Here is a 20,514-nt window from a genome sequence, read left to right on the forward strand (position 1 = left end):
TTTTATGCGATTATTTTTTACTCGCTTTTACGCAAATAACATTAGCAAATTAAGAAGTATTGAAATAATCAAAAACGCTATTACTCCAACAGTTCCGTACAATGCTTTGTTTCCAACTTTATTTGGAAGTTCTTGCGGAGCATCGAAGAATACGAGATACTTGCGGCGACGAACTAGCAAAACCACGCCTACTATGAGCATGGCAATCATAAACATCCCATAAATTCCAGCTAGAATAAAACCGGTTGGTAGGCTAGTTAATTCCTGACGCGACATCTTTTCTACGTCAATCATATTTCCGCTTGCATCAACCAGCTGCTTTTCCAGCCACAGGGCAATTATGCTTCCTTGGAAATTCACAATCATATGAAGGAATATGCTGTAGCTCAACTTGGACGTGCGAATATAAATGTAGCCAAAAACAAGTCCAAGTCCAAATGCGTAGAAGAATTGGAACACGTTCATGTGGAAAAGCGCGAAAGCAAGTGCGGAAAATACAATAGCTCGCTTTTCTCCATACACGCGCAAACGAGAAAGCAACTGTTTTCTAAAAAGCCATTCTTCCACAATTGGCGCAAGAATTACCACAAATATGAAGGTTTCCCACATATTTCCCGCTGCAATAGTGTCTGAGACGCGATTTTCTGCTTTTCCGCCGCTAAGAACTGTTGCTAGGAAAATGCCAACTATATTACCAATGTACATAATCGGTATGCACACAGCAAAGAATCCGCCAAATTGGCTAAATTTCATAGAGAATTGTCGAGTTTTTGCCGCAGGAACAGTGCGCATAATAAGCATTGCGATTGGTAGAGCGACTAAATACTGCGAAATATCCGACACAAGTAATGTGTTAAGAGAGTCGCTTAGCATGCTCTTAGGCACAAACCTTGAAGAAAGAACTCCAAGAACATATGCAACAGCAATCCAAACTACTAGGAATACGCATAAAGACATGCCAATAGTTCCTTGACGTTTGCGCGCTAACAAATAAGTCTCGTCGCGCCATGAATTTTGCAAATCTTGCATACTTATTCCTTTTTGTTTCTGCTTTTGTTTCTGCTTTTGTTGCTGTTTTATAGTTGATTAAATTATTTCAAAACACCTTCAATAAGCTTTGTGATTAAATCGCTGTAGCTTATTCCGGTTGCTTCCCAAGCTTTTGGATACATGGAAATTGGCGTAAATCCAGGCATCGTGTTGATTTCGTTAAGAATTACGCGGCCATCTTTAGTTACAAAAGAATCCACGCGACTTAGTCCACGCCCATCTGCCGCTTTGAACGCTGCAAGTGCCGTTTTGCGAACGCGCTCTAAAGTTTCCGCTGGCAAGTTTGCTGGAACTTCAACGTGCGAAGCTGCGGAATCCATGTATTTGCTGTCAAAATCGTAGAACTGGTCTTCACCAGCCTCGCGCTTGTCTAGCACAACTTCTCCAGGCCAGCTTGCTTTCGGTTCTTCGCCGTCGCGAGCTGCAAGAACCGCGCACTCAATTTCTCGAGCGTCAATTCCCTGCTCTACCAATACTCGCCAATCGTGCTCTGAAGCCTCAAAAACAGCTTCTGCTAAGGCTTTAGCATCGCGCGATTCAACTTTTGTAACTCCAAAACTAGATCCCGCACGGCTTGGCTTTACAAAAAGCGGATACTCGAGTTTTGCTGCTTCAACTTGCGCAAGAATTTCGCTTGCATATGCATCGAAGCGATTTTCCGCGTCGCTTGCAAACTTGCGCGCATCAAGTGCAATTCCAGGAGCAACATTAATTCCGGCAGCTTTAAACAGTTGCTTTGCATAGTATTTATCCATGCACGCAGCCGAAGCCAACACTCCGCAACCAACGTATGGAACTTGCATCATTTCTAGCAAGCCTTGCAAAGTGCCATCTTCACCGTTTGGACCGTGAAGAACTGGGAAAACTGCGTCAATATGACCCAAACTTGTAAGTGTACCGTCATTTTCGCGGGCTAAAAATCCGTCTGCGCCTTTGGCAGGGTCTAGCACAACATCGCGCGTTCCAGCAGTTTTTGTTATTACCGGAAGCTCTCCTTCTTCCATGCGGAAGTTTCGCGGATCTTCGCCGCCAACAATCCACTCGCCCTGTTTTGTTATAGCAATGCGCACAATTTCGAATCGACTTTCGTCAACCGCACTTAAAACGCCAGCAGCCGATATACACGAAATCGAATGTTCGTCTGCTTTACCGCCGTACAAAAATGCCACACGCTTTTTTGCCATTATTTTCCCTTAGATTATTTTTGATTATTCTGAATTATTTTGTATTATTCTGGATTATTTTCAAAAACGCTTTGTTTTTACTCTTCGCAAACGTCGTCGTCGAAAAGCATTGCGAGCATTTCTTGGCAGGAGATTCCTTCTTCCAGCACGCGAGCCATTGCGCTTGCAAGAGGCGTTTCAACGCCCAAACGCTTGCCCATTGCCACAACTGCGCTTGTAGTTGGAACACCTTCTGCAACACCATTGCTTACAGCGGTTGCTTCTTCAACGCTCATACCTTTACCAAGATTTGCGCCGAAAGTATAGTTGCGGCTTAGTGGAGATCCGCAAGTTGCAACTAGATCACCAAAGCCTGCAAGACCTGCAAAAGTGCGAGAATCTGCGCCTTCCGCAACACCCAAAGCAGTCAACTCTGCAAGACCGCGCGTTTCAATCATAGCTGCAGTATTTTCGCCGTATCCTGCGCCTCGAGCCATGCCAACTGCGAGCGCAACCACGTTTTTAAGCGATCCGCACATTTCTACGCCGATTACGTCGGTTGAAACAAACGCCTTAAAGTAGCTGTTTGAGCATGCTTTTGCAACTACTTCTGCCTGAGATTTTTCTGCACAAGCAACTACTGCTGCAGCCGGGTGGCGAGATGCAACTTCCTTGCTTAAGTTTGGTCCGGAAAGTGCAGCAAAACGGTTACGCGGCAAGTTCAATGCTTCGCACACGACTTCATCCATGCGCTTTCCTGTTGTGCGCTCAATGCCTTTCATAAGCGAAACAACAATCGCATTTTGCGGAATAATCCCCACAAATTCTGCTAACGCAATGCGAGCAAACTGTGCCGCAATCGCCACGACTACAATATCCGCGTTCGCAACAGCTTCTGCGCGATCCCCAGTTGCAGTCATATTTTCTGGAAGTTTTTCCACACTTGGCAGGCGCACGCCGTTATGATGATGGTCGCGAATTCCTTCAACGATTTCCGGCTCTATTGCCCACATCATCACTTGATTTCCTGCGTCCGCAAGCACTTGACCAAACGCAGTTCCCCAAGCACCAGCACCCAACACCGTAACGTTCATGTTTACGTCCTGCCTTTCGGTTTGAAGTTTCGTGGGCTGCGTTATAGTTTCGCGCATTTCGCAAGCTAATTTGCAGCTCAATTTTGACTTATAATCACACTATTACTTAATATTACACACGCCGCTTTACGGGATTTTAAAAAGATACTTTATTTTATTCTTACGTATATTTTTTATTCTTCCGTAACGCGTTTCATCTGCCTGTAATCAAAGTATCCAGCAGGCGCTTTTTCGCCGCGAATCTCTTCCATAATTTGCGTCATACGCACTCGCACGCGACGAGCAAGCTCTTCAGCAGATTCCATTGGAGGCAATTCTCCCCAATTTTCGCTTCCCTGCAGCAAGTCGGAATAATCAAGCTGAGTATCGTAGCACATTACAACGTTTTTCTTCGGCCAAGGCCACCAGTGGTTAATGCTTGCAGCACCCCACACAACAGCGCAAAATAGCGGAATCTGATGCCCTAGTCTTCTAGAGGCTTCAAGCGCAATAATTCCAATGCCTGGCTTCATACTCATCGGCCATTTTTGAGGGTCGCGCGTTAAAGTACCTTCTGGCCAAATGCTTAAAGGTCTTCCGTTTGTGAGGATTTTGATTGATTCTTCCTCAATTTCGCGCGCTTTTCCGCTTCTGCGCGGCACTGATTGCATACCTACTAACTGGAACCATTTGCCTAAGATTGGCCAGTGCGCAAGTTCTGCTTTTGCCATGTAGCGAGGTCTGCGTCCTTGGTGGAATAGCGCGGTCATTGGTATAAAAACGTCAAACATTGTAACGTGCGTGCAAGCGGTAATAAACACGCCTTCTTCTGGCACGTTTTCTAATCCCCACGCGCGTACTTTGCAACGCGAACGCAATACGCGCGACGTTCCTTCGAGCAGTCTTTCGGCGGCTTTAGGATTTTGCGCGTCAATTTCTGCCTGATTTGGCTTACGTGCGCCGGTTGGGTAGTAATACGTTGGGTCAACTAAGTTGTGTACGCGAGCTAAGCGCTCTACTTGCTCATCGCTTAAGGGTTTTACGGCGCTTCTTGGCGAAGGTTTTCCTTTTGATACCATACGTCTATTGTGCCGCACGCTATAAACCTGTACTAAACCTACTTTCTTAGCCTTTTGTATTTACTAGCGCTTTTGAAATCAGCCCATGCTTAGGCGAGCAAACCCAAGCAAGCACAAAAAGCACTGTTGCAACTAGCACAATCGTGCCGCCTGTTGCAGTATCAAAGCTCCAAGAAATATACATGCCCACAATCGACGACGCGCAACCAATAACCGGTGCCAAAATCATCATCCTAGACAGCCTATCTGTAAGCAGTCGCGCAGTTGCAGCAGGAGTCACAAGCAGCGCAAGCACAAGCACGTTTCCAATAATTTGCACAGAAACAACCACGGCAATCGCCACCAAAACGTACAGCATTCCGTCTAGCCACGCAACTGGCAATCCCATTGCGCGCGAAGTTTCGCGATCCATCGACACGCAAACAAGTTCTTTGTGAAACATGCTTAAAAGCGTCAAAATAATCAGCCCTGTAACAGCTACCACAGCAATATCCGAGTCCGGAATGCCCGTAATAGAGCCAAAAAGGAAGGATTCCAAAGATCCGGCGTAGCCTGAAGCTTTTGAAATTATTACAATTCCAAGCGCGAAAGCAGATACGAAGAATACGCCAATAAACGAGTCTTCGCGAAGCCTGCGGTTTTGGCTAAAAATAGATACGATTAGTGCGGTTGCAACTCCTGCGAGCGCGCCGCCAAGAAGCAGGTTCCCTTGCAATACGAAGGCGATTGCGAGTCCTGGAAATACGGAGTGCGCTACAGCGTCACCAATAAACGCCATTCCGCGAAGCACCACATAGCAGCCCACTGCTCCGCAAATTACGCTAGAAAGGCAGGCTACAATAAGCGCTTTTAGAAGAAACCAAAGGTCCGGATTGCTTAAGTCTTGTATAAATTCGATTGGAGATAACATTTACTTTTCCACCTCTATTTTTTCCCGATTACTCGCTCAACTGCTTTAATAAGCGGATTTTCAGGCGCTACATGGAATGTTTGCACCCACTTTTCCGCGCTCAAATTTTGCGGCTCGTCGTCGCCAACAATAGTGCCATCAAAAAGCATGATTCTTGAGCATGAGTTAATTGAGCCGATTATGTCGTGAGAGCTCATAAGAATTGCTTCTCCGGACTTTGCTAAATCCAAGAACAGGCTCGTAAGTAGCTCTTGAGTTGGCATATCGAGTCCGGTAAAAGGTTCGTCAAGTAGAAGAAGTCTAGGCTCGCCGGCAAGTGCTCGCGCAACCAACACGCGCTGACGTTGGCCGCCGGAAAGCTCCCCAATTGTGCGATCTCGAAAATCAGCCATTCCTGTGCGGTGAAGCGAGGCAAGCGCAATTTCGTAATCTTCTTTTTTTGCGCGACGAACGTAACCGATGTGACGAATCCTGCCCATCATTACTACATCTAAAACAGAAAGCGGAAAATCCCAAGCAATATCGTGCCTTTGCGGCACGTAACCAACGTAAGATACGCGCGGATTTACACTATCGCCTTCTGCGCTAGGAGCTTTAACTTCTAGTTTTCCAGCGTGCGGAATCAGCCCCATAATTGCACGAAACAGCGTAGTTTTGCCAGCACCGTTCGCGCCCAGCAATCCCACGAACTCGCCACTATTAATAGTAAAAGAAACGTCTTTTACAACAGCGCGATTTGCGTAGCTTACACTTAAGTTTTGCGCGTTAATAACAGTACTATTTTCGCTAATATTTTTATTCATAAGTCACATCCACTTCGCTATTACTTCGCTATTACTTCACTATTACTTCAAACATTTCGCTAAAGAATCCGCGTTCGCGCGCATCATATCTGCGTAAGTTCTAACTTTCGCGTCGAAAGCGTCACCATAAATTGGGCAAACTTTTACGCGCGCTTCAGAAGCCAATTCTTTAAGCACAGACGAGCGCGAAATCAAATTCGGTTCCAAAAATACTGCCGGAATTTCCAAGTCGCGCAAAATTTGCGAAAGCCTACGCCTATCTTGCACGCTCGGCTCACTCGAAGGGTTGATTGTTACAAATCCTGCAATATTTACGCCGTAAGCTTTACCTAAGTATGCAAAAGCGTCGTGCGTTGTAACCAAGTTGCGACGCTCTTTTGGAATTGACGCAACTTTTTTGCGCATATACACGTCCACATCTAAAAGCTTGTTAATATAACGGTCCGCATTAGCGCGATATTTGCGAGCGTTTTTAGCGTCCACTTCGCACAAGCGATCCGCAATTGTGCGCACATAAGCAATACCGTTTTTTACTGACTGCCACAAATGCGGGTCAATATCTCCGTGAACATGCTTTCCTAAAACAGCTTGCGGAAGCTGATACAACTTTTCGCGAGCAGCACCCAAAAAACGATACCCCTGCTCTGCCGGAATCTCCTTCAGCGCATTAGTCGGCACTTCTACTACTACATCGCGAGGCGCATAATACACGCGTTTTGGCGCAGCAGAGCGCTTTTCTTGCAAAGTATCCACTCGGTACATAAACCCGTGCGACGCCAAATCGTATGCTAAATCGGCATGACCTTTATTTAAAACCACGCGAGCTTTGCGATTTTTCGCTACTTTCTGCGCATTTACGCCAACAGCAAAACGCATTCTGGTATTACCTAAGCTTGCAACTCTTGCGCCTTGAGCATCTAAAATATCCGCATGCCAGTCAAGCGTGTACTCTCCTGGCTTGCTAAAAGCCCAGCTTAAATGCGTGTGAGCATCCGCTGGCAAATCAACGTGATCTTCGTCGCTAATTCCGTTCGCTGAATTTACGTAAGTTTCTACGCTTCCAAAAGTGCCTGTAAGGTAAGCGAATAATGCTCCAGGTCCTTTTACTTTTGTTGCAGTTAAGCGGATTCTGTCAGAGCGCTTCATGTTGTATGCGTTTGGCTTTATTACGGTTGCGCGTCCTTCTTTTGTTACTGTTGAAGGCGCGTTTGATTGTGAAGACTGCGAAGATGCAGAAGATTGCGATTCTTCAGAAGATTTAGAATTTTGCGATTCTTCAGAAGATTTCACAGTTGCCGATTTCGCATTTGCAGCTTCTGCTCCAGCAGCCATACGCTCCGTAGCAAGACCTAGCCAAATAGTATCCAACGACACGTCTTCAACCATTGGAATAATATCCGCCGCATGCTTCACGCTTTCTTCCGCAAGCTCAACATTAGGCACGCCTTTTCGCAAATTCGCATCCAAAGCGGTAATCACTCCATGCTCTTCAAGCATCATGTAATTACTAAAAGCCAAATCTGCATACACAACGTCTCGAATTGAGCGCAAACGCGGCTCGTAAGAATGGGGATCTGCATTATCTGGCACTATTGAGCTTACATTTGCAGCGTCTCCTGCAACATTTGCCACCATATCTCGCAAAACGCCGGTAGTAGTAACCACATTAATGCGACCATCCATATGCCCTGCGCGCGTATTGCCGTTTGCGCTTCCACAAGCAGAAAGCGGCAAGATAAGCGCAACCACTGCAATTGCGTCAATCGCAGCAAAAAAAGTTTGCTTTACTTTTCTGGGCCAACGAATCACCCTTACACACTCCTACTACTTTTAATAGCGAAATAACCTTAATAGCGCAATAACCAATTCAAACTAATAAGTCCGCGCTTATAGAGGAACCAAATTCCGCCAGCAGTAACGGATAGAACAGTTAATACTCCGCCAATAATAAGCGAGTATGCAAGCACAGGATTCCTACTAAACAATCCTTTTGCACCTTTTGCTTCAGACTTCACAACATCGTCATTATCGTTCAACTTCTGTCGGTACAAACTTTTAGCAAGCCTCTTGTTACTAATTTTTGAAACAAGACCTTTATGCTTTTTAGCTTTTCTTGGCAATTGTTTTCCAGAGTGTGAATTATTTGATCCAAAATCACGACCACCAACAAAAGGATTTCCGCCACCAACGGCACCGATTCCGCGGCTGCCATGATTGCCGACAGAACGAGGCAAATTGGTAGTAGGTTTTACTGGATTCTGAGGTGTAGAAGGACCACCATTTTTGACTTTATCATCCTTTTTTCCAGGATTTCCACCGCCGACAGCAGAGCCCATTGGCGTTTCTTGTGGATCTACGCCAACAGCAACGTGAATATTTCGAGTTACTGTAGAATTTCCGTCGGAAGCCTGGAATTGCAATGTGTAATATCCCGGTTCGTCGAAATCCCAATTCGCATGAGCATGCGTATTTGCAGGTATCGTATAATCTGTTGCTCCTTGAGTGGAGAAAATCTCTTGATCTCCACCGCCCAAGCCGCCGAACATCCAAACGCGTACGTTTCCAGGACCTTCAACTCCTGTTAGGCTCAATTGAGTTGGCTTATGCGGATTCATAGACTGATTATTCCAACCCATCCATGGCACACCATCAATTTGTGTTTGCGGTATACGATAAACGCCCTTAGTTTTACCAGCCTCACCAACTGCGAATACAACTGTGTCTGGATCTCTAAATACGTGGCTTCCTGTCACATCTTCTTGCACAGCCATATCAACATTATTTGAATCGCCAGTATATACAGCAATATCAACGTGACCGTGGTCTATAACAAGCTTGTCGCCCTTGATGTCTTTGAACTTTGTTGCAGAAGATTGCTGATTTTGAGAATTTTGCTTTCCATCTTTAACGTTATGAATCCCACTAAAAAGACCACCGTTATTATTCCCAGCAAGTCCTTGTTGTTGCATTTTTGCTCCAGGCCATGGAGTCACATACACAGTGTTGTTATTGCCGTTAATGAAGAAAGATCCGTTACTTTGTTGCACATTAATGCTGTGATCCTCACTTTGAGAATCATCATCTGAATCTTCTTCGTCGTCTTCGCCATCTTCGTCACCGTCAAAAGATGCGCCATCATAATCAGCAAAATCGCCAGCTGTTACATCATGATTAGTTACATGGAACGTATAAGTCTGCTCAGAACTTTGCTCCTCGTCACCAACAGTAGCAGTAGCCTTCATTTTTAACTTGTACACACCAGGACGGTTAAAAGACCAATACATGTGCTCGTGTTTGCCACCAGTCTCAGTGATGTCAACATCTTTCGGCCAGTTTTCAGCAGAGCCGAGCATTTTCTCATAATCGTCACCGCTGCGAGTGTACATAAAAACTTCGCCATTGTGAGGTGCTTCGATACCAGTTAATGACAGTTTGACTGTTGGATTAACTTTTGTAGAACCAGCTCCCTTATATAACGGTCTAGTATCTAAACCAGGCCACAAAGCGCCAGTATCCCCGGCTCCAGATTGATCAAAGAACCAAACCACACCTTCGCGAGTTGTTGCGTAGATTTCTTTTATTACCGAATTGTTCTCATCTTTGGAAAGCTGCATGATGTTTTTAGAACCGACTTCAAAAATAAGTCGATTCGTATCATACCGAGTGTCATTATAATCTTCACTTTCAAACGCATCGCCCAAGGTACCTAATACCATGCGATTATTCTTAGTATCAAAGAAAGTTGCAAAAACGTCAGTATGACCTTTATACGCGTGGCACATTGTAGCTTTACTATCAGCCGCAGGTTGCGAATCAGTTTTATCTAAGCGAGCGGCTGCACACGCTTCAAAATTAGCTTTCTTTATTTCGGCAAAATCTTTAGAAGATTTCTTTCCATTTGCAACAGTTGCGTCACTACCATTGCCAGCAGCAAAAGCTGCAGGCGTTCCCATCATCATGCCACACAAGCACACGCCCACCAACAAAGCGCGAGATAATTTCTTTATACTATTACGAAACATTTTCGTCACACCATTATTTCCACTGAGTACCATCAGATTGCATATTGTCTGATTGAGAATATTGAGAATATTGAGAATTATTAATTGGTGACATTACTGTCGTTTCTTGATCACTCACTAGATTTGACAAGGTATTGTCACCATTTGCATTATTCACAGAATTTGCATTATTTGCGTACTGTTGATTAGCTTGTGCAGAAACTTGCTTAGCAAGCGCAAGATTTCGTGCTTTCTTGCTTTTAACTACAGCTATTAGTACAAAAATCACAATAATTATGGCGATAATAGCCACGAAAATACCTACGATTTGAAGAACTAAAGCTGTATCGTCACTTTTTTCAGATACTTTGTGAGAATGCTTATGCTTGTTGTGAAGGAGTTCGTGATGATGATTAGCTTCATCTTTTTCGGATTCATCGTTATCTTCTTCATCTTGACCCTCTTCGTCGCCCTCGTTGCCACTTGCTCCAGCAGCACCCGCACCTAAAGCAGCATTAGGATCGGTATTATCTCCAACCGCAAAATTAAGAACACGCGTATCACTTACTGCGCGTCCATTCTTCAATTTTCCAGAAAAAGTAAGCTTCACATGATAAATTCCAGGCTTAGAAAACACCCAATTCACGTGAGTATGAGCGTTAGTTTCAATCCAGCTGTTTTGCGGATAACCTTTAGTACTATCCCAAAGTTGCTGCGGATTATTATTGCCATTTTCTAAGTAAACGTGCAATTTTCCAGGGCCGCTTACTCCTTCAAGCGAAAGGTTAGCTCCGCGATCAAGCTCGTTTAACACTCCACCTTCCTGAGTATTCCATCCAAGCCATGGAACATCAGGATTCTGAGTTTGTGGAATTACGTAAAGCTTGGTTCCAGGCTTTTCGCCAATAAAACTGTAGGCAGCATCATCAGGCATAGGAATTATTGAATTGCCACCTAATTTAAATACCACATTTTCTGGGTCTCGCCACACTGGTTCGTCACCAGTATCATCGCGAATCTTCAATTTCCATTTGCCGTCGATTAGCGTTGGTCCAAAATCAGCATGACCTGCTTGAATCATAACTGGCTGATTGCCTTCATTAGCATAAGCAGTTTCCTGCATTGGATTTGGTGCACATAAAGATGCAACCAAAGTTACTAAAGAAAATATGAGCGCAAGCAACGCAGTAGCATATACATGCTTTCGTTTTACTTGCAATGTTTCATTTTGTTTGTAATTCATTATTTAAACTTTCTAGTAATAATACGAATACCATTTACAACAATTTCAATCTAGGACGTACCAATGCGCCACATGCACCAGTTATTGCACATAAGCCGACGCTCGCACCTGAAGCTGCAACCGCAACCCACTTAGTCGAGGAACCATCACCTTTTGTATCATCTGAATCATCTTCATACGCTTCATCAGATTCTTCGTTGTATTGCCTTGCAACTTGCAAAGCATGACGTTCAGTATTCTTAACAAAATCAGAGTTATTGACAGAACTATTTTTAGACTTATTGCCAGAATTATTATCTGTTCTTACGAAATTACGAACAGTTTGCCCACTTTTCTTAGAGCTCTTGTTTTTAGCGTGAGTTCCACCAGAAGTTCGTCGCGATGAATTATGTAACGATGTTCCGCTTGAATTTTCTGTTCTTATAAAAGAGCTAGAACCAGAGCTAGAACTAGAACTAGAACCATTTTGCGCATTATTGTTAGAATTATTCTTAGGATTATTCTTACTATTAGTGAGGTTAATCTTATTGTGATTATTCTTTGTGCGCTTTAATTTTTTGTTGGATTTCTTAAAGAAATTAGATTCGAATTGGAATCCACCATTAGAACTAGATCCAAATAGTCCCGAATTTGCAGTGCCGCCGAATACACCTTTCAAAAAGTTCTTTCCACCAACAAAATGCTTAGTCTTATTTTTGCGCTTATTATGGCGCTTCTCATGGCGCTTTTTTCCATGAGGATTCTCATCATCTTCAGAATCAGAACCGTTTTGATCATCATTGCCATCATTGTTATGAGAGTGAGGAACGCCCTTCATCTCAATAACATAATCGCAAAACTCATCAAATTTGCTATTTCTGTAAAGCTCACCGTTCTTTAAAACTAAGGAAGGACGAATAGTTGCACCTTGCATTGATGCATCAAGCTTTAAGTCCAACTTGCTGCTAACAGCACCAGGGATGCGCTTAAAATCGTTTTCCCCTTCCTTTTTAATCAACCAAACATAGTCTTTAACAATGGAAGTTACAGGATTAGTAGGGTCATCGATTGGCTCTCCAGTAGTAGCATCAGTTGCAACGTGAGGGTTAAGCAATACTGTTTTCGCGTGTAAAGTATCCCCTGGTTTGAAACGCTTATAAGGAGCAATTGCTTTTACTACAGGATGTCCGTCAGCACCGTGATCTTCAACGGCGATGGTTGCAGACGCAGTATCTTTACCAATTTGCGTTTCGCCTTCAGTTGCGTGAGCATACACTTTCATCTTGTTCATTGCAGGCTCAGCTGGAAGCTGCAATCTCTCAGCAAAAAGAGTGGTTCCATACGCGTCAGGACCCTCGTCAGCGCGCACATATCTCCACTCAATACGAGCACCCTTTGGTTTGTTAACTACTTTTAAATCTAAACCGCCATAACCCTCGTATGAATGATAATGCGGATGTTCTCCAGAATCGCGAATATTGCCGATGCGCATATCGCCGCCATCGTCTTTATCCGTGTCTTTATGTTCTTTGGAAGCTTCGTGCGCTTCTTCATCATCGTCAGGATTAATAAAATCACCACGACGGTGCAAATCAAGCGTTTCCGAAAGGCCAGAAGCAGGTACTTTCCCTGAATATGTGTCTTCTACTTCAAAAGTGTATTCTGCAGGCTCGGTTGTGATCTGCTTCTTAGTGTTTTTATTTGTAATAGTTGCTGCTACTTTTAGCTTGTAAACTCCAGGCTGCGTAAATCCCCAGTTTGCATGCATGTGACCAGAGCTATGTTGGTGAATTACGCCAGGTAACATAAATCGGCTGCCATCAGTATCAGGTTCGTCGTCTAAATCATTCTCTTCAAATGATACTTTCTTCGTATTTTTACCAATGCCACCGGTAGTCCAAAGCAGAATGCGACCGTTCATTGGTCCAGTAACTTGCTGGATTGCAATATCTGCTGTTGCGTCATCTGCGTGAGATGCACCAACTAAAGTTGCAGCATAACTTGTGTCCCAACCCGGGAAGAGAGGATTTCCTTTTTGCTTTCCGGAACTATCGAGATAGTAGTATTCAGTAGCGAGAGAAGGAAGTTGCGATTTTGTAGTGTACGTGCTTTTTGCTACGCGTAAAGTAGTGTTTTCAGGCTTTAAGAAAGTGGCACCGTCTTTTTCGACAGCCATAATGAATTTACCGTTGTATTGAATTGGGTAAAATACGTCTGTATGACCGTGACTCAGCACTTCCTTTTTTGCAGGATCGTATTTTTCTCCAGGATTACTATTTTCTAATGCAACTGCCGGTAAAGCTGCACTAAATCCTGATGCAAGCACAGCAAACGCAAGTATTGCAACACTTGCCATTGCAAAAGCACGTTTCACAATATTCCTAATGACCTGAGTCATAATTATTATTTCGCTCTCTACACTTCATCTTCTTACCGTTATATGCGCTCTTCTTTTCGCAAATAGTTATGGAAGATTTTAACAACGTCTACTAATAATAATAATGATTCTCATTAAAAGCAAGTCGACACTCCGAATAAACAAAAACGCTGGCGCATCAAGCAACCAGCGTTATTAGATAATCTTTTTTAAGCAGATTTAGTAACTTATTTAAACAACTTTAGTAAGTTTAACTTTAGTAAGTAACTTTAGTAAGTTAGCCTTCTACGATATCCGCATTAAGGCAAGTCTTAAAGTGACGAAGCGCCCACTCATGCCCTGCAGGATCAAAACTTGCTACAGCATCCTTATGAACCACAATCTTAAATCCAAGATTATACGCATCAACAGCAGTGTGAAGCACACAAATATCCGTGCAAACTCCCACCAAATGCAACTCCTCAATGTGGCGTTCGCGAAGCTTAATCAGCAAATCCGTGCCATTAAACGAAGAGTAGCGAGTCTTGTGAATGTAATACACGTTGCTTTTATCTTTATTCGCTTCGTAAAAATCGCCAAGCGTGCCATATAACTTCTGACCGTGAGTTCCGGCTATATTGTGAGGTGGGAAAAGCTTAGTTTCAGGATGATACGGGTCATTCAAATGATGCGTATCAATCGCAAAAACAACGAACTCACCAGCGTCAAGAAACTCTTGCGAAATCTCAGTAATACGCTTCTCGAGCTTTTGAGCAGGCTCACCTACAGTAAGAGAACCATCACTTGCCACAAAATCATTCGTATAATCAATGTTAATAAGGGCTTTATTCATACCTACTCCTTGTATGAAATTTGCAGAATAATCGCTAATAGCATAATCTCAAATAGCACACGCTTTAGTGACAATATTCCGCATTATTAATTGCTTAATTTTATTTCAATTGATAGCCCAATTATCAACTCAATTGCTGGCCCAATTGTAATCGACGCAATACTTAATACTCAAAGCTCACTGGAATAAGCTCACGGAAATCTTAACGATAGCTTACGTAAAGCTTTCCTAAAGCTTACCAACAGCATACCGAAAGCTCACGCTTCTGCGCCGACTACAATTATTTAATCACCACCATGCGGCAAATGCGATATTCCGCGGATTCTTATGACTGTTTCCAACAACAAATGCCGTCAGTTTTCATCACGTTTGGAGGGTTAACCCTCGCTCTACGCTCCAATTGCGAGAGGGCGCTCCCGCGTTTGGAGGGTTTAGCGCCAGTATTCGCTCCATTTGCGAGACTACTCTCTCACGTTTGTAGATTTAACTTTTGTTTTTGCTCCATTTACGAGACAGTGTTATCGCGTTTGGAGGATTACAGATAACAGTAGTGTGGGAATAATAAAAAAGCGGGGAACAATCAAGTTCCCCGCTAGAAAGAATAATGCGGCAGCGTGCTAGTCTCCCACACCCTATCGAGTGCAGTACCCTCGCCGTGTCAGGCCTTAGCTTCCGGGTTCGGAATGGGACCGGGCGTCTCACCTGAGCCATGACCACCGCAAAACTATATTATACACTCACCAACAGTGAGTGGCAACGTGGCGGTTTGGGAACCGGACATGAACGCGAGCAAAAAAAGCTTTTACTAACCAATCGTTAAGCGAATCGTTTAATACTCCATGATGCTAGAAAATAATACTCAAGTTTCAAACTAGCCCCTCCTAAAAGCAGAAGGGAAGAATGTCACCATCGCCCGTTAGTACTGGTCAGCTCCACCCCTTACAGGGCTTCCACGTCCAGCCTATCAACCACGTGTTCTACATGGGGGCTCACACACTAAAGTGCAAGGAATGCTTATCTTGGAGCAGGCTTCCCGCTTAGATGCTTTCAGCGGTTATCCCTTCCGAACGTAGCTAACCGGCGGCGCCACTGGCGTGACGACCGGCATACCAGAGGTTCGTCCACCCAGGTCCTCTCGTACTATGGGCAGGTCTCCTCAACATTCCAACGAGCGCAGAGGATAGAGACCAAACTGTCTCACGACGTTCTGAACCCAGCTCGCGTGCCGCTTTAATCGGCGAACAGCCGAACCCTTGGGACCTGCTCCAGCCCCAGGATGCGACGAGCCGACATCGAGGTGCCAAACCATCCCGTCGATATGGACTCTTGGGAATGATCAGCCTGTTATCCCCGGGGTACCTTTTATCCGTTGAGCGATGCCACGTCCGTACGCCGGCACCGGATCACTATCTCCGACTTTCGTCCCTGCTCGACCCGTCAGTCTCACAGTCAAGCCCGCTTGTGCGATTACACTCAACACCCGATTGCCAACCGGGCTGAGCGGACCATTGAGCGCCTCCGTTACTCTTTAGGAGGCAACCGCCCCAGTTAAACTACCCGCCAGGCACTGTCCCTAACACGGATAACGTGTCGAGGTTAGACGCCAGATATGGAAAGAGCGGTATTTCACCTGTCGACTCCACGCAAGCTAGCGCCCGCGCTTCACAGCCTCCCGCCTATGCTACACGATCCACACCTAACGACAATACCAAGGTATAGTAAAGGTCCCGGGGTCTTTTCGTCCTTCTGCGCTTAACGAGCATCTTTACTCGTACTGCAATTTCGCCGGGCTCCTGGCCGAGACAGTGGGGAAGTCGTTACGCCATTCGTGCAGGTCGGAACTTACCCGACAAGGAATTTCGCTACCTTAGGATGGTTATAGTTACCACCGCCGTTTACCGGGGCTTAAATTCACCGCTTCACCGAAGCTAACGGATCCTCTTAACCTTCCGGCACCGGGCAGGCGTCAGAGCGTATACAGCGGCTTACGCCTTCGCACGCTCCTGTGTTTTTGGTAAACAGTCGCTACCCCCTAGCTTGTGCCACCCCCAACAGCTCAACAGTGTGAAACCATATCACCATCAGGGGTCTCCCTTATGCCGAAGGCACGGGAGTAATTTGCCGAGTTCCTTGGCCAGGATTCGCCCGATCGCTTCGGTATACTCTACCAGACCACCAGTGTCGGTTTAGGGTACGAGCGGAATCACACCTCACGTTGAAGCTTTTCTTGGCAAGCAGGATCACCGGAATCAGCCTTACAGCCTACCCATCACGCCTCAGCTTTAACATCCCCCGGATTTACCTAGAGGACAGCCCACACGCTTAGCCACGGAAAACCACCTCCGCAGCCGGCTACCTACCCGCGTCACTCCCACGCTAACCTACTACCGATACGCTCCCAACACAAACAAGCCAACAACCCCGAAAGGAAGCCAGCCTGTAAATGAAGGTTAGTACTCTCAGATTCAGTTCGAACGGTGTAACACCGGTACGGGAATATCAACCCGTTCATCCATTCGACTACGCCTGTCGGCCTCGCCTTAGGACTCGACTCACCCGGGGACGACGAACGTGGCCCCGGAACCCTTAGTCATCCAGCGGACGGGATTCACACCCGTCTCTCGCTACTCATGTCTGCATTCTCACTCCTGTAAAGTCCACGACACGTTCACACGGCCGCTTCACCCCTTACAGGACGCTCTCCTACCCCGCATGAAACAAATCATGCAGCCGCGTCTTCGGTGGCGTGCTTAAGCCCCGCTACATTGTCGGCGCGGAACCACTAGACCAGTGAGCTGTTACGCACTCTTTCAAGGATGGCTGCTTCTGAGCCAACCTCCTGGCTGTCTATGCGACTCCACATCCTTTCCCACTTAGCACGCGCTTCGGGACCTTAGACGACGATCAGGGCTGTTTCCCTTTTGACGACGGAGCTTATCCCCCGCCGACTCACTGCCGTGATAAACCTAACAGGTATTCGGAGTTTGGCTGCTATTGGTACCCGGTATGGGCCCGCAAGCATCCAGTAGCTCTACCCCCTGTAAGCAATAACACGACGCTGCACCTAAATGCATTTCGGAGAGAACCAGCTATCACGGAATTTGATTGGCCTTTCACCCCTAACCCCAAGTCATCCCCCCAGTTTTCAACCTAGGTGGGTTCGGTCCTCCACACGGTCTTACCCGCGCTTCAACCTGCTCAGGGCTAGATCATCCCGCTTCGGGTCCAGGACATGCGACTAAAACGCCTTTTAAAACTCGCTTTCGCTACGGCTCCCCCACCCGGGTTAGCCTCGCCACATACCACTGACTCGCAGACTCATTTTTCGATAGGCACGCCGTCACCCCACAAGAAGGCTCCGACGGATTGTAAGCGCACGGTTTCAGGAACTATTTCACTCCCCTCCCGGGGTGCTTTTCACCTTTCCCTCACGGTACTAGTACACTATCGGTCAGACAGGAATACTTAGGCTTACCCAACGGTCTGGGCAGATTCACGCGGGATTCCACGAGGCCCGCGCTACTTGGGAATAAGCATAAAGAGACATCGCACGACAAGCTACGGGGCCATCACCCTCTACGGCTGGGAATTCAATCCCATTCACCTAGCACGACATTTTATCACTCTTCTCAACCCCGTCAGAGGCTGAACAACCAATCCCACGACCCCGAATGCGCAACACCTGACGGTTATCACACGCACCCGGTTTAGCCTGATCCGCTTTCGCTCGCCACTACTCACGGAGTATCCTTTCCTGCAGGTACTGAGATGTTTCACTTCCCTGCGTACCCCCCACAAAAACTGTGGTGACCACCCATAACAGTGGCCGGGTCTCCCCATTCGGAAATCCTCGGATCAAAGCCCACTCGGCAGCTCCCCGAGGCATATCGCAGCCCGTCACGTCCTTCATCGGTCCTGTCTACCAAGGCATCCACCATACGCCCTTACCAGTGACACACACCAGTAAGAAACCTAACAGCAAAATTCTCTAGACAACAAATCATCACACTAAACGATCACAAAACGATCAAGACGACTCCACCAAAATGGAGCCGGTCGAAAATCAGTAAAAGCAAAAACATGAAACCCTAAAAAGAATCTCACATAATCACTCGCGTCCACTATCCAGTTCTCAAACCACCACAACACCACAAAACCCAAGCCAACACTAAAAAGCATCAACCTGAAATCCTGTGAGTCAAGGACCGCAACCCCAAAACAAAGGGGGGTGGCAATCCGGGAACCCAAAAGCATGCCCAACATACTCATTCAAAAAACGTTAACTATTGTTTTCCACACCAGTAACCACACTCATCTGAGCGTGCACAAAAACTCCGTAGAAAGGAGGTGATCCAGCCGCACCTTCCGGTACGGCTACCTTGTTACGACTTAGTCCCAATCACGAGCCTCACCTTAGACGGCTCCATCCCAAAAGGGTTAGGCCACCGGCTTCGGGTGCTGCCCACTTTCATGACTTGACGGGCGGTGTGTACAAGGCCCGGGAACGCATTCACCGCGACGTTGCTGATTCGCGATTACTAGCGACTCCGCCTTCACGTAGTCGAGTTGCAGACTACGATCCGAACTGAGACCGGTTTTAAGGGATCCGCTCCATGTCACCATGTCGCATCCCGTTGTACCGGCCATTGTAGCATGCGTGAAGCCCTGGACGTAAGGGGCATGATGATCTGACGTCATCCCCACCTTCCTCCGAGTTAACCCCGGCGGTCCCCCGTGAGTTCCCGGCATAACCCGCTGGCAACACAGGGCGAGGGTTGCGCTCGTTGCGGGACTTAACCCAACATCTCACGACACGAGCTGACGACGACCATGCACCACCTGTGAACCTGCCCCGAAGGGAAACCACATCTCTGCAGCTGTCAGGCACATGTCAAGCCCAGGTAAGGTTCTTCGCGTTGCATCGAATTAATCCGCATGCTCCGCCGCTTGTGCGGGCCCCCGTCAATTTCTTTGAGTTTTAGCCTTGCGGCCGTACTCCCCAGGCGGGACGCTTAACGCGTTAGCTCCGACACGGAACCCGTGGAATGGGCCCCACATCCAGCGTCCACCGTTTACGGCGTGGACTACCAGGGTATCTAATCCTGTTCGCTCCCCACGCTTTCGCTTCTCAGCGTCAGTAACAGCCCAGAGACCTGCCTTCGCCATTGGTGTTCTTCCCGATATCTACACATTCCACCGTTACACCGGGAATTCCAGTCTCCCCTACTGCACTCTAGCCCGCCCGTACCCGGCGCAGACCCACCGTTAAGCGATGGGCTTTCACACCAGACGCGACGAACCGCCTACAAGCTCTTTACGCCCAATAATTCCGGATAACGCTTGCGCCCTACGTATTACCGCGGCTGCTGGCACGTAGTTAGCCGGCGCTTATTCGAAAGGTACACTCACCCGAAGGCTTGCTCCCAATCAAAAGCGGTTTACAACCCGAAGGCCTTCATCCCGCACGCGGCGTCGCTGCGTCAGGGTTTCCCCCATTGCGCAATATTCCCCACTGCTGCCTCCCGTAGGAGTCTGGGCCGTATCTCAGTCCCAATGTGGCCGTCCGCCCTCTCAGGCCGGCTACCCGTCGAAGCCTAGGTGGGCCATTACCCCGCCTACAAGCTGATAGGACGCGACCCCATCCCATGCCACTAAACACTTTCCCAACAAGACATGCGTCAAGTTGGAGCATCCAGCATTACCACCCGTTTCCAAGAGCTATTCTGGAGCATGGGGCAGGTTGGTCACGCATTACTCACCCGTTCGCCACTCTCACCAGTCAGCAAGCTGACTAGATCCCGTTCGACTTGCATGTGTTAAGCACGCCGCCAGCGTTCATCCTGAGCCAGAATCGAACCCTCCACGAAAAACTTCAATGAAGAGCCAACATAAGGCTCCAATATAAAAGAAAAAGACGAGACATTCTTTAAGGAAAGAACATCCCAACAAAAACCTCACCACCATTTAACCATCTCTCAGGCACCCTGCAACATGCAAGGCAGGC

12 protein-coding genes and 3 rRNA genes are annotated in these 20,514 nt (G+C 46.6%); all 15 read right to left on the minus strand.

Going from position 1 to position 20,514, the window contains the following annotated elements; all coding sequences use genetic code 11:
* Nucleotides 1-27: 27 nt before the first annotated feature.
* Nucleotides 28-1,029, minus strand: a complete 1,002-nt coding sequence (locus tag HXT33_RS05430; RefSeq protein ID WP_421786886.1) for a CPBP family intramembrane glutamic endopeptidase — start codon at nucleotides 1,027-1,029, stop codon at nucleotides 28-30.
* A gap of 62 nt (nucleotides 1,030-1,091) precedes the next feature.
* Complete coding sequence (locus HXT33_RS05435; RefSeq protein WP_421786888.1) at nucleotides 1,092-2,234, minus strand: D-alanine--D-alanine ligase family protein; 1,143 nt, start codon at nucleotides 2,232-2,234, stop codon at nucleotides 1,092-1,094.
* Nucleotides 2,235-2,311: 77 nt separating this feature from the next.
* Entirely contained in the window at nucleotides 2,312-3,307 is a 996-nt protein-coding gene (locus HXT33_RS05440; RefSeq protein WP_421786890.1) for an NAD(P)H-dependent glycerol-3-phosphate dehydrogenase, read from the minus strand.
* Between the two features lie 173 nt (nucleotides 3,308-3,480).
* The gene (locus tag HXT33_RS05445; protein WP_019261124.1) at nucleotides 3,481-4,365 is read right to left on the minus strand and encodes a lysophospholipid acyltransferase family protein; all 885 of its coding nucleotides are present in this window, start codon (nucleotides 4,363-4,365) and stop codon (nucleotides 3,481-3,483) included.
* Between the two features lie 46 nt (nucleotides 4,366-4,411).
* Nucleotides 4,412-5,275 (minus strand): anchored repeat-type ABC transporter permease subunit, encoded by an 864-nt coding sequence (locus HXT33_RS05450; RefSeq protein WP_421786892.1) that lies wholly within the window; start codon nucleotides 5,273-5,275, stop codon nucleotides 4,412-4,414.
* 14 nt (nucleotides 5,276-5,289) lie between these two features.
* On the minus strand, nucleotides 5,290-6,078 hold the full coding sequence (locus HXT33_RS05455; protein WP_415699916.1) for an anchored repeat-type ABC transporter ATP-binding subunit: 789 nt from the start codon (nucleotides 6,076-6,078) through the stop codon (nucleotides 5,290-5,292).
* A 42-nt stretch (nucleotides 6,079-6,120) separates the two neighbouring features.
* Nucleotides 6,121-7,887, minus strand: a complete 1,767-nt coding sequence (locus HXT33_RS05460) for an anchored repeat ABC transporter, substrate-binding protein (RefSeq protein WP_421786895.1) — start codon at nucleotides 7,885-7,887, stop codon at nucleotides 6,121-6,123.
* 38 nt (nucleotides 7,888-7,925) lie between these two features.
* The gene (locus tag HXT33_RS05465; protein ID WP_421787612.1) at nucleotides 7,926-10,100 is read right to left on the minus strand and encodes a choice-of-anchor M domain-containing protein; all 2,175 of its coding nucleotides are present in this window, start codon (nucleotides 10,098-10,100) and stop codon (nucleotides 7,926-7,928) included.
* Between the two features lie 13 nt (nucleotides 10,101-10,113).
* Nucleotides 10,114-11,322, minus strand: a complete 1,209-nt coding sequence (locus HXT33_RS05470) for a choice-of-anchor M domain-containing protein (RefSeq protein ID WP_410313596.1) — start codon at nucleotides 11,320-11,322, stop codon at nucleotides 10,114-10,116.
* 34 nt (nucleotides 11,323-11,356) lie between these two features.
* Nucleotides 11,357-13,699: a choice-of-anchor M domain-containing protein gene (locus HXT33_RS05475; RefSeq protein ID WP_415703842.1), complete on the minus strand. Its 2,343-nt coding sequence runs from the start codon at nucleotides 13,697-13,699 to the stop codon at nucleotides 11,357-11,359.
* 256 nt (nucleotides 13,700-13,955) lie between these two features.
* Complete coding sequence (locus tag HXT33_RS05480) at nucleotides 13,956-14,510, minus strand: cysteine hydrolase family protein (protein ID WP_004118531.1); 555 nt, start codon at nucleotides 14,508-14,510, stop codon at nucleotides 13,956-13,958.
* 604 nt (nucleotides 14,511-15,114) lie between these two features.
* Nucleotides 15,115-15,231 (minus strand): 5S ribosomal RNA (gene rrf / locus HXT33_RS05485).
* 176 nt (nucleotides 15,232-15,407) lie between these two features.
* Nucleotides 15,408-18,468: ribosomal RNA gene (locus HXT33_RS05490) — 23S ribosomal RNA — on the minus strand.
* Between the two features lie 50 nt (nucleotides 18,469-18,518).
* Entirely contained in the window at nucleotides 18,519-18,779 is a 261-nt protein-coding gene (locus HXT33_RS05495) for a hypothetical protein (RefSeq protein WP_421786897.1), read from the minus strand.
* Between the two features lie 71 nt (nucleotides 18,780-18,850).
* A 16S ribosomal RNA gene (locus HXT33_RS05500) occupies nucleotides 18,851-20,377 on the minus strand.
* Together the 16S, 23S and 5S rRNA genes form the textbook arrangement of a ribosomal RNA operon.
* Nucleotides 20,378-20,514: the final 137 nt, after the last annotated feature.

It is taken from the genome of Gardnerella sp. DNF00753 (assembly GCF_049244275.1).
GTDB lineage: Bacteria > Actinomycetota > Actinomycetes > Actinomycetales > Bifidobacteriaceae > Bifidobacterium > Bifidobacterium greenwoodii.